The organism is Halorubrum sp. ARQ200 (assembly GCF_005435115.1).
Taxonomy (GTDB): Archaea; Halobacteriota; Halobacteria; order Halobacteriales; family Haloferacaceae; genus Halorubrum; species Halorubrum tropicale.
Genome location: NZ_SGTZ01000001.1, coordinates 485,303 through 497,458 on the forward strand (window position 1 = coordinate 485,303; position 12,156 = coordinate 497,458).

Annotated in this window: 14 protein-coding genes; 6 read left to right on the forward strand and 8 right to left on the reverse strand. The window is 72.8% G+C overall.

Annotated elements, in window-relative coordinates:
• Positions 1 to 66 precede the first annotated feature (66 nt).
• Positions 67 to 1,947 carry a 2-succinyl-5-enolpyruvyl-6-hydroxy-3-cyclohexene-1-carboxylic-acid synthase gene (gene menD, locus EXE50_RS02585; RefSeq protein WP_137704284.1) on the forward strand — a complete coding sequence of 627 codons (1,881 nt, stop codon included), beginning with the start codon at positions 67 to 69 and terminating at the stop codon, positions 1,945 to 1,947.
• A 26-nt stretch (positions 1,948 to 1,973) separates the two neighbouring features.
• On the opposite strand, the gene EXE50_RS02590 is transcribed toward menD, so the two are convergent.
• Positions 1,974 to 2,423: a hypothetical protein gene (locus EXE50_RS02590; RefSeq protein WP_137704285.1), complete on the reverse strand. Its 450-nt coding sequence runs from the start codon at positions 2,421 to 2,423 to the stop codon at positions 1,974 to 1,976.
• A gap of 53 nt (positions 2,424 to 2,476) precedes the next feature.
• Positions 2,477 to 2,842, reverse strand: a complete 366-nt coding sequence (locus EXE50_RS02595) for a BsuPI-related putative proteinase inhibitor (RefSeq protein ID WP_053771153.1) — start codon at positions 2,840 to 2,842, stop codon at positions 2,477 to 2,479.
• A gap of 120 nt (positions 2,843 to 2,962) precedes the next feature.
• Between EXE50_RS02595 and EXE50_RS02600 the strand changes: the two genes are divergently transcribed.
• Both EXE50_RS02600 and EXE50_RS02605 read left to right on the forward strand, forming a co-directional pair.
• Complete coding sequence (locus EXE50_RS02600; RefSeq protein ID WP_199236354.1) at positions 2,963 to 3,784, forward strand: DUF2797 domain-containing protein; 822 nt, start codon at positions 2,963 to 2,965, stop codon at positions 3,782 to 3,784.
• Entirely contained in the window at positions 3,781 to 4,440 is a 660-nt protein-coding gene (locus EXE50_RS02605; protein WP_137704286.1) for a trimeric intracellular cation channel family protein, read from the forward strand. The genes EXE50_RS02600 and EXE50_RS02605 overlap by 4 nt, the downstream gene beginning before the upstream one ends.
• A 47-nt stretch (positions 4,441 to 4,487) precedes the next feature.
• Here EXE50_RS02605 and EXE50_RS02610 read toward each other — a convergent pair whose 3' ends face one another.
• From EXE50_RS02610 to EXE50_RS02620, 3 genes are read right to left on the reverse strand one after another with little or no spacing between them, the layout of a single operon-like run.
• Positions 4,488 to 5,534: an ABC transporter permease gene (locus tag EXE50_RS02610; protein ID WP_137704287.1), complete on the reverse strand. Its 1,047-nt coding sequence runs from the start codon at positions 5,532 to 5,534 to the stop codon at positions 4,488 to 4,490.
• Positions 5,527 to 7,536, reverse strand: coding sequence for an ABC transporter permease (locus EXE50_RS02615; RefSeq protein ID WP_137704288.1), 2,010 nt, complete (start codon positions 7,534 to 7,536; stop codon positions 5,527 to 5,529). Before EXE50_RS02615 ends, EXE50_RS02610 begins: the two co-directional genes overlap by 8 nt.
• The gene (locus EXE50_RS02620; RefSeq protein WP_137704289.1) at positions 7,533 to 8,606 is read right to left on the reverse strand and encodes an ABC transporter ATP-binding protein; all 1,074 of its coding nucleotides are present in this window, start codon (positions 8,604 to 8,606) and stop codon (positions 7,533 to 7,535) included. The genes EXE50_RS02615 and EXE50_RS02620 overlap by 4 nt, the downstream gene beginning before the upstream one ends.
• A gap of 539 nt (positions 8,607 to 9,145) precedes the next feature.
• Here EXE50_RS02620 and EXE50_RS02625 point away from each other — a divergent pair.
• Complete coding sequence (locus EXE50_RS02625; RefSeq protein WP_053771158.1) at positions 9,146 to 9,592, forward strand: SRPBCC family protein; 447 nt, start codon at positions 9,146 to 9,148, stop codon at positions 9,590 to 9,592.
• A 21-nt stretch (positions 9,593 to 9,613) separates the two neighbouring features.
• Here the strand turns inward: EXE50_RS02625 and EXE50_RS02630 are convergent, their stop codons facing one another.
• Positions 9,614 to 10,096, reverse strand: a complete 483-nt coding sequence (locus tag EXE50_RS02630; protein WP_137704290.1) for a VOC family protein — start codon at positions 10,094 to 10,096, stop codon at positions 9,614 to 9,616.
• A gap of 199 nt (positions 10,097 to 10,295) precedes the next feature.
• The gene (locus EXE50_RS02635; protein ID WP_137704291.1) at positions 10,296 to 10,745 is read right to left on the reverse strand and encodes a DoxX family protein; all 450 of its coding nucleotides are present in this window, start codon (positions 10,743 to 10,745) and stop codon (positions 10,296 to 10,298) included.
• Between the two features lie 69 nt (positions 10,746 to 10,814).
• Between EXE50_RS02635 and EXE50_RS02640 the strand changes: the two genes are divergently transcribed.
• Together EXE50_RS02640 and EXE50_RS02645 are read left to right on the forward strand one after the other, a co-directional pair.
• Complete coding sequence (locus EXE50_RS02640) at positions 10,815 to 11,216, forward strand: helix-turn-helix domain-containing protein (protein WP_137704292.1); 402 nt, start codon at positions 10,815 to 10,817, stop codon at positions 11,214 to 11,216.
• A gap of 79 nt (positions 11,217 to 11,295) precedes the next feature.
• A complete protein-coding gene (locus EXE50_RS02645) occupies positions 11,296 to 11,781 on the forward strand; it encodes a hypothetical protein (RefSeq protein ID WP_137704293.1) in 486 nt (161 codons plus the stop codon).
• 10 nt (positions 11,782 to 11,791) lie between these two features.
• Here the strand turns inward: EXE50_RS02645 and EXE50_RS02650 are convergent, their stop codons facing one another.
• Positions 11,792 to 12,070 carry an acylphosphatase gene (locus EXE50_RS02650; RefSeq protein WP_053771163.1) on the reverse strand — a complete coding sequence of 93 codons (279 nt, stop codon included), beginning with the start codon at positions 12,068 to 12,070 and terminating at the stop codon, positions 11,792 to 11,794.
• Between the last annotated feature and the right edge of the window lie 86 nt (positions 12,071 to 12,156).

Below are 12,156 nucleotides of genomic sequence, written 5' to 3' on the forward strand. Positions count from 1 at the left end.
CCCGCACGCCACCGCCGCTCGGTCGAACCCGCCGGAGTATTTAGGTCGGCGCCCGAAGCGGCGGTAATGACCGCGCCGAACCGGAACGTCCTGTGGGCGACCGCGCTCGTCGACGAGCTCGTCGCCGCGGGCGTCGACGCCGTCGTCGCCTCGCCGGGCAGCCGCTCGACGCCGCTGACCGTCGCCGCCGCGGGCCACGAGGAGCTCCGCGTGTTCTCACAGCTCGACGAGCGCTCCGCCGCGTACTTCGCGCTCGGCCGCGCCCGCCGGACCGGCCGCGTGACGCCGCTGATCTGTACCTCTGGCACCGCCGCCGCCAACTACCACCCGGCCGTGATGGAGGCGAGCGAGGCGCGCGTCCCGCTCCTCGCGCTCACCGCCGACCGGCCGCCGGAGCTGCGCGACTCCGGCGCGAACCAGACCGCGGACCAGGAGAAGCTGTACGGCGACGCCGTCCGGTTCTACAAGGACCTCCCCGAGCCGGCCGCGAACGACCGAGCGCTCCGGTCGCTCCGGACTACCGTGGCGCGCGCGGTCGGGGCCGCCGAGGGCGCCGAACCGGGACCGGTCCACCTCAACGTCCCGTTCGCGAAGCCGCTGGAGCCGACGCCGGTCCCGGACGACGTGCCGGACGACCTCCCGGAAGCCGCCGAACACGGCCGCGACGGCCCCTACGTCGACGTGACGCCCGGCGCGCCGGAGCCCGGCGACGACGAGTTGCGCGCGCTCGCGGCCGAACTGGGCGACGCGGACCGCGGGCTGATCGTCGCCGGCCCCGCCGACCCGCCGGGGATCGACTCGGAGTCGGTCACGGCGCTCGCGCACGCGACCGGGTTCCCCGTGCTGTCCGATCCCCTCTCCGGGCTCCGGTACGGCGGCCACACGCGCGTCGCGCCGGTGATCGGTAACTACGACGCCTACCTGTCGGCCGACCTCGCCGGCGACGGGCCGGAGGGCTGGAGCGACCCCGACCTCGTCTTCCGGCTCGGCGCCTCGCCGACCTCGAAGCGGCTCCGGAAGTACCTCGCCGGGACCGACGCCGCCCAGTACCAGGTCGATCCCGCCGGCGGCTGGCGCGAGGCCGAGTTCGCCGCGACCGACCTCGTCGTCGCCGAGCCGAGCCGGCTCTGCGCCCGCCTCTCGCGGCTCGTCGCGGGCGGGGGCGGAGACGGCGGCTGGCGCGCGCAGTGGGAGGAGGCGGACCGCGTCGCGCAGGCGATCCACGCCCGCGAGGAAGAAGCGAGCGGGGATTCGGCCGCGACCGACGCGACCGGCGCGGCGTTCCACGAGGGCGACGCCGTCCGCGCGGTCGCGGACGCGCTCCCAGACCCGGCGACGCTGTTCGTCTCGAACTCGATGCCCGTCCGCGACCTCGACCGGTTCGTCGGGGCGACGACCGCGAACGTCACCGCGCTCGGCAACCGCGGCGTCTCGGGCATCGACGGCATCGTCTCCAGCGCGCTCGGCGCGGGCAGCGGGACGACGGACGACCTCACGCTCGTCGTCGGCGACCTCGCGCTGTACCACGACTCGAACGGGCTGCTCGCGGCCGACCGCTGCGACGTCGACGTCACGGTCGTCGCGGTCAACAACGACGGCGGCGGCATCTTCCACAAGCTGCCGATCGAGTCGTTCGAGCCGCCGTTCACCGAGTCGTTCAAGACGCCGCACGGGCTCGACTTCGAGCCGCTCGCGGCGCTCCACGGCCTCGCGTACGAGCGGATCGACGCCCGCCCGGACGCGCTCGCCGGCCGCGGCGACCACCCCGCGGAGCGCGCGGCGGCGGTCGCGGAGGACGTGACGGCCGCCGTCGCCCGGGCCCACGAGGCGCCGGGGTCGCACCTCGTCGAGGTCGAGACCGACGCCGAGGCCAGCCACCGGGCTCGGGAGGCGTTGGCGGCCGCGGTCGACCGCGCGGTCCACGGGCCGGAGTCGGACGCGTCGTAACCGCGCGAGCGCCCCGCCGGACGCGATCAGGGGACGATCGGGCTCGGCCCCGCGCCGCGCTGCGCCCCGAGCGCGACCCCGGCGTACGCGACGACCGCGAACTGGACCCCGACGCCGAGGCTCGCGCCGAGCGCGAACACCGCGGTGACGACGGGGCCGCGGTCCGGACCGAGGTACCAGAAGACGGCGACCGACCCGAGCAGGAAGGCGACGGTCGCGCTCGCGCCGGTCGCCAGCGCGGTCGACGTGGCGGAGGTGTCGCCGTCGCGCAGTCCGGCGAGGAGGGCGGTCCCGAACAGCACTCCGTACACCAGCAGGAACGCCGTGAACCGGGCGCTCACGAGGTACGTCGAGAGCGTCTCGGCCGACGGGAGCGCGACCGGCGATTCGAGGAGGATCGGCGAGAGGCGCCTGGTCCCGCTGATCGCGACCGCGACGACCGCGGCGACGACCGGGGGGAGGGCTGCCGTGCGCATGTCCGAGGGAGCGCGCGGGCCTCACTTATACAGTCCGGTCGGAGCGGGCGCGGTCACGGCACGGTGACGACCGCCGCCGCGCGCACGTCGCGGCCCGTCGCCGCCGCCTCGCCGACGATCCGGTAGGTGCCCGAGGGCGGCCGCCGCCACGTCGCCTCGTAGCCGACCGCTTCGCCGGGCGCGACGGTCTCGCTCCCGAGCGCCTGCGTGAACATCCGGTTCGCGCCGTAGCGCCAGACCGGGTCGGCGTCCTCCCCGTCGGCGTCGGAATCGACCTCGGCCGCCGGGTACGCGGTGAACTCCGCGCGCTGCCCGGTCCGGAAGTCGAGCGTGACCGGCGTCGACCCCGCGTTCTCGATCCGCAGCGAGAGGGTCAACCCGTCGTCGATCGCCGCCGTCGCGAGCGTCGCGTCGAGCATGGGGGCGTCTGCGACGCCCGCGGGTAAAATACCTCGGCGGCCGCGTCCCGGGACCCTCGGAAGGCGGCGAGCGGACCGGCCGACGACGGCTATAAGCCCCGCCTCTCCCTACCTCGCGGCGTGCAGGTCGTCGGCTACGAGACGGACGCCGCGAGCGGCCCGCCGGAGTCCGACGGGGACGCGGATTCGACCGCCGCGGCGAGCGGACCGATCGGCGGCGGGCTCTACGTCGCGAGCGGCGGGACCGTCGACTTCGTGGACGCGAGCCCCGGGACCGAGCTCGCCTTCGGCCTCGGCGAGCGCCGCTGCGCGGGGACGGTCCACGAGGGCGACCACGTGTCCTGCGACGCGGCGGACGCCCCGTACTGCGACGAGCACTCGGGGGTCTGGGTGTGCGCGCGGTGTACCGGCACGTGCCTGAAAGACGAGATGGACTGCCACGAGTCGCACGCGATGTACCTCGCCGCGTTCGCGCCGGACGTGCTGAAGGTCGGCGTCACCCGCGAGTGGCGCCTCGGGACTCGCCTCCGCGAGCAGGGCGCCGACCGCGCGGCCCATATCCGCACCTTCCCGAACGGCCGGATCGCCCGCGAGGTGGAGGCCGAGCTGGCCGCCGGCGACGACCTCGTCGACCGGGTCCGCGTCCCGACGAAGCTCGACGGGTTCGGGCGGGCGGTCGACGAGGCCGCCTGGGAGGCGCTCCTCGACCGGTTCGACCCGATCGAGCGGTTCGCGTTCGACTACGGGCTCGACCTCGACGAGCGCCCCGTCGCCGAGACGATGGCCGCGGGGACCGTCCGCGGCTGGAAGGGGCGCGTGCTGGTGCTCGACCGCGGCGGCTCGACGTACGCGGTCGACGCGCGCGACCTCGTGGGGTACGAGCTGACCGACGCGGTGCCGGAGCGCGAGCTCCAGTCCAGCCTCGGGGCGTTCGGCGGATGACCGGGGGCGTCCTCGCGACCCTCTTCGGCGACCCGTTCGCGGTCATGAACACGGTCGGCCTCGTCGCGTTCGCCCTCGTCGGGGCGAGCAAGGCGGTCCGCGAGGAGTTCGACCTCTTCGGCGTCGCGGTGGTGGGGCTGGCGATGGCGTTCGCGGGCGGCGTCACCCGCGACCTCCTCGTCGCGCGCGTCCCGCTGGCGCTGCGCTCGCCGGTCGAGATACTCCTCGGACTGCTCGGCGTCGCGCTCGCGGTCGGGCTGAGCGCGTGGCTCGCCAGCCCGGACGAGCACCCGGTGACGCTCGTCGCCGACGCCGTGGGCCTCGCCGCCTTCGCCACGACCGGCGCCATCGTCGCGACGGACGCCGGCGTGTCCGCGTTCGGCGTCGTGGCCGTCGCCACGATCAACGCCGTCGGCGGCGGCGCGCTCGCCGACATCCTCCTCGACCGGTCCCCGTTCATCCTCTTCGAGGACTTTTACGCGAGCTGCGCCGTGCTCGGCGGGATCGCATACTGGCTGGTCGGCGTCCTCGGCGGCCCCTCGGGGGTCGTGGCCGCGGCCTGCGCGGCGGTGACGGTCGGGCTCCGGCTCGTCGCCGTCGCCCGCGGCTGGCGGCTCCCGACCGCGAAGGGGCTCGGTGACGGGTTCGGTCGGTAGGCGCGGGGCGACCCCCCCACTGCCCGATCGACGAGCGGCCGATCTCCTCAGCGAGCGAACCCCTCGAGCGCAACGACGCGGCGGACGCCGAGGTACGCGGTCGCGGCGATGGCGGCGTACGCGATCACCAGGACGCCCGTCGCCGCGCCCGCGCTGTCGATGGCGAGCCGCGCCACCGCGTTCGCGGGGCCGCCGGCCATCGCCGTCGCGCCGCCGAACAGCACGAGGACGGCGACCGAGTAGAGCAGCTGGGCCGCCCGCCGGTCGGGCGCGACCGCCGCGATGCCGACCGCGACCGAGACGACGAGCGTCGTCAGCGCGGTCATCAGCGCCAAGATCGGGCCGACGTTCGCGACCGACGTGCCGTTCGCCTCCAACAGCAGGAGCCATATCAGCGCCTGGCCGGGCGCGATCCCGATCGCCGCGATCGCCTTCCCGTCGACGATCTCCGCGAGCGTGACCGGCGCGACCCGGAGCAGCTCCATCGTCCCCCGATCCAGCTCCTCCGTGATCGAGTCGACCACGAGCGACCCCGAGATGAACACCGGGAGGAAGACGAGGAGGGGGATCAACACCGTGTAGGTGAACGTGAAGTACGGGCTGGTGTCGCTGCGGTCGGGCAGCGGCAGCGGCGACTCCTGAAGGTACGATGCGCGGGCGTCGCGCTCGTTCAGCTCGTAGGTCCGCAACAGCTCGCGCAGCTGTACCACGATCACCGTCGTCTCCACGGTGGTGTCGGGGGCGGTGACGGCGGCCGACACCCGCCCGTCCTCCGTGCGGGTCGCGACCACCACCGCGTCGGCCGCGTTCCGCTCGAAGGCGCTCCGGGCGGCGCTCGCGTCCTCGTACGGCGTGACCGTGGCGCCCGGCACCTCGCTCGCGGCGCGCTCCAAGTCGTCGACCGCGTCGCCGGCGCCCGCGACCTCGATCTGCGCCCCGTCGAGCGAGCCCGGGTCGTACATCGAGACGAGCCCGACGACGAGGAACGACGAGAACATCGCGATGAACAGCTGGATCCCGATCGCCAGCAGGATCGTCTTCTCGGCGCGCAGCCCGGCTATCTCCCGCCCGGCGATCGTCAGGCGGCTATCCAAGGCTCACCACCCCGACGTTGTACGCGGCGTGGCCGAGCGTCGCCAGCGTCAGCGCCAGCGCGTAGGCGGTCCGGCCCCGGCTCGCGCCGAGGCTCGCGACCCCCGTGGTCGCGACGTGGAGGACGAGCGGCGCGAGGAACAGCGCCGCCAGCGCGAGCGGCGGCAGCCCAGAGAGGCCGGCCACGTCCGCGAAGGCGGCGCGGCCGAGGAAGAGGTCGGTGAGCCCGACCGCCTGGACGACCGCAGTGGCCTTCTCCGCGAGGAAGAAGCCGGTCCCCGAGGCGGCGCCGACCGCGAGCGCGACGCCGAGGGTCCCTTCCCCGTCGGTTTCGGCGGTTCGGGCGAAGACGCCGCGCTCGAAGCCGGCGTAGAGGCCGACGCTCTTCGCGACCTCCTCGATGAACGCGATGGTCACGAGCAGCACCGGAATCGACACGGTGACCGGGAGCGCGAACAGCACCGCGACGGCCAGGAGCTCCGCGACGAACACGAACGGGATCGTACAGGCGGTGAGGAACGCGACGCGGGCGAGCGCGCGGAACCGGTCTCGCGTGAGGAGGCCGGCGTCCGCCGGCACCGGTGAGAGCCGGACCGCGAGCGCGTCGAGGAACTTCCGCGTCACCGGCTTCTGCGAGAACATGTCCTCCTCGCGGTAGACGCCGAGGCCGAGGCCGAAGAGGAGGGCGGCGCCGACCGCCATCGGCGCGGTCGAGAAGAGGACCTCGCCGGCCGAGACGGCCTCGCCCTGGAGGTCGAAGACGACGAGCGTCAGCGGCGAGACGAGCGCGACGGGCGTCACGTTCGTGAAGATCGCCGGCACGAACGCGTAGGTGGTCAGGAGGACGCTCACCCCCACCGTGACGAAGGTGAGCTCCTTGAACGAGCGCGCGAACATCGCGCCGACGAAGGTGGCCCCGAGGAACGTCGCCGCGACAGGCGCCACCGCGACCACGGAGAGCGGCCCGCCGCCGACGAGGAGGGCGATGAGGGTCGTGACGACCGCGGCGGCCGCCGCGTACGGCAGCGTCTTACCGGCGACGATCTCGGCCGGTGACAGCGGCGTGACGAGCAGCGGCTCTCCCCGCCGGTTCGTCCGCTCGTCGAGGATAGAGGAACCGTACGCCTGGATCAGGAAGTTCATCGGCACGAGGAAGACGAACGCCAAGAGCAGCGAGGTGAACGGGAACGGCGGCGTGATCGACCCGGGCGAGCCGACCGTGTCCGCGCCGAACGCCGCGCCGCCGATGGAGGGGACAGCGAAGCCGCCGTCCTCGCCGGACGCGCTTCCGTCCGCGACGGAGCCCGCGTCGTCCGAGCCGTCGCCGCCGTCGCCTGCGCCGCCGTCCGGCCCGTCACCGTCATCTGACCCGCCGCCCGACTCGCCGCCACCGTCGCCTGCGCCGCCGCCAGACTCCCCGTCGCCCCCGCCGAGGGTCGCGCCGTCGTCGAAGCCGGTCGTCCGGCCGACGTACCGAAGCGTGACGACGACCGGGAAGGCGGCCGTGCGGTTCGGCTCGGCGCGCATCAGCCGTTCGTTGTGCGACTCGACGGCCTCGCGGACCGACGCGGCCGCCGCCTCTCCCTTCCGCGTGTCGCTCGCGCGGACGACCACCTCCTCGACGTCCGCGCCGTCGATCGCGCGGTCGTCGCCCGCTCCGGGTCGCACCACGGTCACCACGACCGCGTCGGCGGAGTCGCCGAGCGACGCGGTCCCGGCTGGCACCGGGCGCAACGAGGGGGCTTCCTCGATCGCCTCCGCGTACGGCGACTCGGCGTCGACCCCCACCCGGTACACGTTCTGGTCGACGTCGAGGCCGGCGACGCCGGTGGCCACGCCGACCCCCACGACGCCGCCGGCGACGAGGAGCAGAGCGACTCCGGCCGCGAGCGTCCGGCGGTCCACGCCGCCCGAGGCGCGGGCGGACTCCCACCTGGCCACGCGGAAGACGCGGCGGCCGGCGACCGCGAGCCGTCGGCCGACGCGGCGCAGCCGGTCGGTCACTCGGTCGCCTCCGTCGCCGTCGCGGGGGTCGTCTCCTCACCGCCCTCCGACGCGTTCGCGTCGTCGTCGCTCGTCTCGTCGGAGTCGCGGTCGCTGTCGGTCCCCCTGTCCGAGCTGCCGTCGTCGCCGTCGCTCAGTCCGTCCGCACCGCCGCCCACGGTGTACCGCCCGGGCATCGGCCGGCCGACGATGTCGAGGAACACGTCCTCCAGGCTCGGCTCGCGGCTCCGGATGTCGACGACCTCGCCGCCGACGTCGGCGACGGCCTCGCGGACGGCCGCGACGGCGTCCATGCTCGGGACCGCCGTCCGGTACCGGTCCCCGACCTCCTCGGTCGCCGCGTCGAGGTCGTCGAGCGCGGGCGTCGCGGCCGGCTCCGCGTCGGTGAACACGCGGTAGGTCGTCTCGCCGTGTCGCTCGCGGATCCCGTCGACGCTCCCGCGGGCGACGATCCGCCCCTCGTTCATCACCACCACGCGGTCGCAGACCGACTCGACGTGGTAGAGGTTGTGCGCCGAGAAGACGACCGTCTTGCCCGTCTCGCGGAGCTCGCGGGTGAACGCCAGCACCGAGTTCGTCGTCACGGGGTCGAGCCCGGAGGCCGGCTCGTCGTACACCAGCACGTCCGGGTCGTTGACCAGCGAGCGGGCGATGGCGACCTTCCGTTTCATGCCCTTCGAGACGTCGCCGAGGCGGCGCTCGCGGTGGTCGAGTTCGAGGCGGTCGAGCGCGGCGCCGATCCGCTCGTCGGCGACCTCGCCGGGCACGTCGTAGAGGTCGGCGAAGAAGCGGAGGTACGACAGCGCGGTCATCTCCTCGTACAGCGGCGACTCTTCGGGGAGGAACCCGAGGTGCCGGCGCATCTCGGGGTCCGCGGCGTCGAACCCGGCGACGGTCACGTCGCCGTCGGTCGGCTCGACGAGGCCGGCGACCACCTTGAGCGTCGTCGTCTTGCCGGCCCCGTTCGGGCCGACGATCCCGAACACCTCGCCGTCGTCGACGGCGAAGTCGCTGTCCACGACGGCCGCGAAGTCGCCGTAGGTCTTCCGCAGGCCCGACACCTCGATCATGCGCACGGCTCCGCCGTCGGCCGGGTTAAACCCACGCCCGCGGGTATCAACCGCGAGAACGGTCCGGGAGGAGGGCGACGGAGACAGCGAACACGGGGAAGCGGCGAGGACGGCAAAAACGGGGAAGGCGACACGGCCGCGCGGCTCTTCGGTCGAGGGCTGATCGACGCCGGTACGTCCGGCGAGAAACGGCGGTCGGCGTTACTCCTCTTCTTCCTCTTCCTCGACGGCTCCCCGTCCTCGCTCCCAGACGCCGTCGGCGGACGTGTCGTTCGGTGCTGTGTGCGAGACGTCTTTCATGGTGTCGCGATCGCTTGCCATATTGACCCTCGATAGCCCGGAACCCCGTATTAACCCTTCGTGGAAAGAGATAATGAGTCCTGATAACATATTAGGTATTAATATCCGCACGATGTCAGCGGTCGGACCTCTGGACGCGCCTCGGAAAGCAGTGGGTTCTGCGGCGCGGAAGCGACCGAACGTTTCGATCTTTTCGGGCGGCCGCAGCGATGAGGTAGACGGACCCCGGAGGAATCGACGTGTTCGGAAATCGCGACGCGCTCGGGAACGTCGACCGCGGCGACGGCGGGTCGGTGGTCCGGGAGGGCGCGACGCTCGCCGTCGGTCGCGACGTCGCCGCGCCGCCGGAGGCCACGGCGACGGCGCTCCGCGACACGCGGCGCTGGCCCGACTGGAGCCCGTCCGTCGGCGGCGTCGAGAGCTCGGACCGGTACGTCGAGACCGGGACGACCGGCCGGGTTCGAGTCGCCGGCGCGTGGGTCCCGTTCAGGGTATCGTCGGCGACGCGCCTTCGGTGGGACTGGGAGGTCGCCGGGATACCCGCCACGGGTCACCGCGTCGAGCGGTACTCCGGGGACCCGGACCGGTGTCGGGCGGTGATCGAGGTCCCGCTCGTCGCGGCGCCGTACGTGCCCGTCTGTCGGCGCGCGCTCGACCGGTTCGCGGCGCTCGTGGAGGGCGAGTGAGCCGGGCGGCGACCGGGGGTCTCAGTTCTCGTACCCCGCTTCGAACGGGTCGATGACCTCGCTGCCGGGCTCGTCCTCGTCGCGGGTGAATCCCGGCCCCCGCGTCGCCAGCTCGAAGACGAGCCCGTCGGGGTCGGTGAAGTAGATGCTCTTGAAGTAGGTGCGGTCCTTCACCTCTGAGACCTCGACGCCGTGCGTTTCGAGGTGGTCCTGCCACTCGCGGAGCGCCTCCTCGTCTTCGACGCCGAACGCGAAGTGGTGACTGGCGCCCGGGCCGGGCGCCCCCTGCGAGTCGGGGTACTCGAAGTAGGTGACGTTGGTCCCCGGTTCCCCTTCGGGCGTCGGCGAGTAGTAGTAGTGCGGCGTCCCGGGGTCGTCGTAGTTCTGGGTCCGCTTCACCGTGTGCCAGCCCAGTACGTCCTCGTAGAACGTGGTTGTCTCCTCGATGTCGGTGCAGATGTTCGTGACGTGGTGGAGCCCGGTCGTCGGCGGCGCGTCGGTCATGTCTGGGCGAACAGTCGGCGGGAGCACAGTTAGTCGTACTGGCGGCGGTGTCGGCCGGCCCGACGGCTCGACGGGGTCGCCGAGCGGCGTTTCGAAAAGGCGTCCGGGGCAACCGCGCTGCGCGTGTGCAGTAGTAGCGTACAGCGTGTGCGCGGTGGTCGCGAGTCGACGCGTCGTCGGGGTCGGGTCCGCCCGCGGCTCAGAACAGGCCGACGCCGACCGCGTACGGCCACGCGGTGCCGCCGACGGCGAGTAGCGCGAGCGCCGCGCCGGCGCCGTAGACGTTCTTCAGGAAGCTCGTCATCTCGTTCTGCTTCTCCTCGGGGTCGTCCATCGACCAGAAGTCGTGCATCGTCACGGCGGAGACGAGGAGGAAGAAGGCGAGCGCGCCGGCCGCGACGACCGGGAACGCGCCGGCGACCACGGCGACGCCGCCGAGCACGAGCACGGCGCCGGAGGCGATGACCGAGAACGTCGGCGCCGGGAGGCCCTTGAAATCGGCGTAGCCGGCCATCGTTTCGAGGTCCATGAAGTGGTTGAGCCCCATGAAAGCGAGCGTCGCGCCGAACAGGATCCGGCCGAGCAGGAAGAGTTCGCCCGAGAGCGGGGCGTCGAACTGAAGCGGTATCGTCGCGAATTCAGCTAACATCGTGTAACCTGCTATACGTACGTAACCTATTTATCGATTCCCGGACAATTGGGTTAGTAGGTAACACCGATGTCATCGGAGAATCTCTCGACGGCGGAGTCGGCTGAGGCGGCGGAGACGACGGAATCGAGTCCCGACGCGACGACGGAGGCGACGGCGCCCGAGACCCCGTGCCCCGTCATCGACTCGATCGAGCAGATCGGATCGCAGTGGCGGCTCGTCGTCCTCCACGAGCTGTTGAACGGCGAGTCCCGGTTCAACGAGCTGAAACGCGAGACCGACGCGAACGCCCGAACCCTCTCGCGCGTGCTCGACGACCTCCAGGAGACCGGCTTCGTCGACCGGCGGATAGAGGAGGACTCGCCCGTGGCGACGTACTACAGCCTGACCGACAAAGGCGAGTCGCTCGCGCCCGTCTTCGAGGAGATCGACTCGTGGGCTCACGAGTGGCTCACAGAGTGCGAGGCGTAGTCGAGAGATCGAGTAATCGAGGCGTCCGAGCGCACCGGACGGCGAAACGCACACCCTTCTGCGGCGCGTACGGATCTGCGTGTACGCCGGACTGAAGAGCACCCCCTGTTGCCTGTGCGGCCGGGACGACACCCACACCCGAATCGCGGTACCGCCGCGGGCGCTCCGCCTCATGGAGAACGGGGAGCCGATAGCTTGGCGCGACGTGGTCGGCACGGTGACGCTCCGCTTCTGCGCCGACGACTGGGACCTCGTGAGCGACCTCGCGATCGAGATGGGTACGCACCCGCTCTCGCGGTGTAACGCCGCGCACGTCTCGCTCGACCTCCGCGAGGACCACGAGGCGCTGCTGTCGGCGACGAAGGCGGAGACCGACCAGACCGAGCTGGAGGCCCGGCTGTCGCGCGAGGCCGAGGCGACCCTCGACGCGGTCGACGACCCCTACACCGAGGAGCGCGACGTGGTCGAGGCCGTCGTCGTGTTGCGCGCGCTGGAGGAGCTCGGGGTGCGCGAGCGGTCCGACGCCGACGCCGCCGGCGCCGCGGCGGCCGCGGACGACGACTGAGCGGGCCGCGTCACCACCTGACCTCGAATCCCTCGATCCCCTCCGGCTCGCCGTACTCGGCGTCCACGCCGTTGACCTCGGCGGCCCGGCTCCCCGTCTCGCACCACGCGACCATGTCGCGGACGTCGCCCTCCGGCCCCTCGAAGACGGCTTCGACTCGGCCGTCCTCCAAGTTCCGAACCCAGCCGTCGACGCCCTTCTCGCGGGCCGTGTCGCGGGTGGTCGCCCGGTAGTAGACGCCCTGAACCCTGCCAGAGACGAAGACGTGCGCGCGAACGCGGTCGGTCATCGGTCGGTGGTGCGCCCGCCGGCGTGTTAAACGGTCCGCCGGCGGCCCACTCGCGGCAGGTCGACCCCCGGCGGGCCGACCTCGCG

Bases quoted from the DNA above. Each gene is read 5' to 3' on its own strand.
- EXE50_RS02595 (WP_053771153.1), bottom strand. From the start codon at position 2,842: ATGCTCGACGCGACGCTCGCGACGGCGGCGATCGACGACGGGTTGACC.
- EXE50_RS02605 (WP_137704286.1), top strand. From the start codon at position 3,781: ATGACCGGGGGCGTCCTCGCGACCCTCTTCGGCGACCCGTTCGCGGTC.
- EXE50_RS02640 (WP_137704292.1), top strand. From the start codon at position 10,815: ATGTCATCGGAGAATCTCTCGACGGCGGAGTCGGCTGAGGCGGCGGAG.
- EXE50_RS02590 (WP_137704285.1), bottom strand. From the start codon at position 2,423: ATGCGCACGGCAGCCCTCCCCCCGGTCGTCGCCGCGGTCGTCGCGGTC.
- EXE50_RS02650 (WP_053771163.1), bottom strand. From the start codon at position 12,070: ATGACCGACCGCGTTCGCGCGCACGTCTTCGTCTCTGGCAGGGTTCAG.
- EXE50_RS02630 (WP_137704290.1), bottom strand. From the start codon at position 10,096: ATGACCGACGCGCCGCCGACGACCGGGCTCCACCACGTCACGAACATC.
- EXE50_RS02620 (WP_137704289.1), bottom strand. From the start codon at position 8,606: ATGATCGAGGTGTCGGGCCTGCGGAAGACCTACGGCGACTTCGCGGCC.
- EXE50_RS02635 (WP_137704291.1), bottom strand. From the start codon at position 10,745: ATGTTAGCTGAATTCGCGACGATACCGCTTCAGTTCGACGCCCCGCTC.
- menD (WP_137704284.1), top strand. From the start codon at position 67: ATGACCGCGCCGAACCGGAACGTCCTGTGGGCGACCGCGCTCGTCGAC.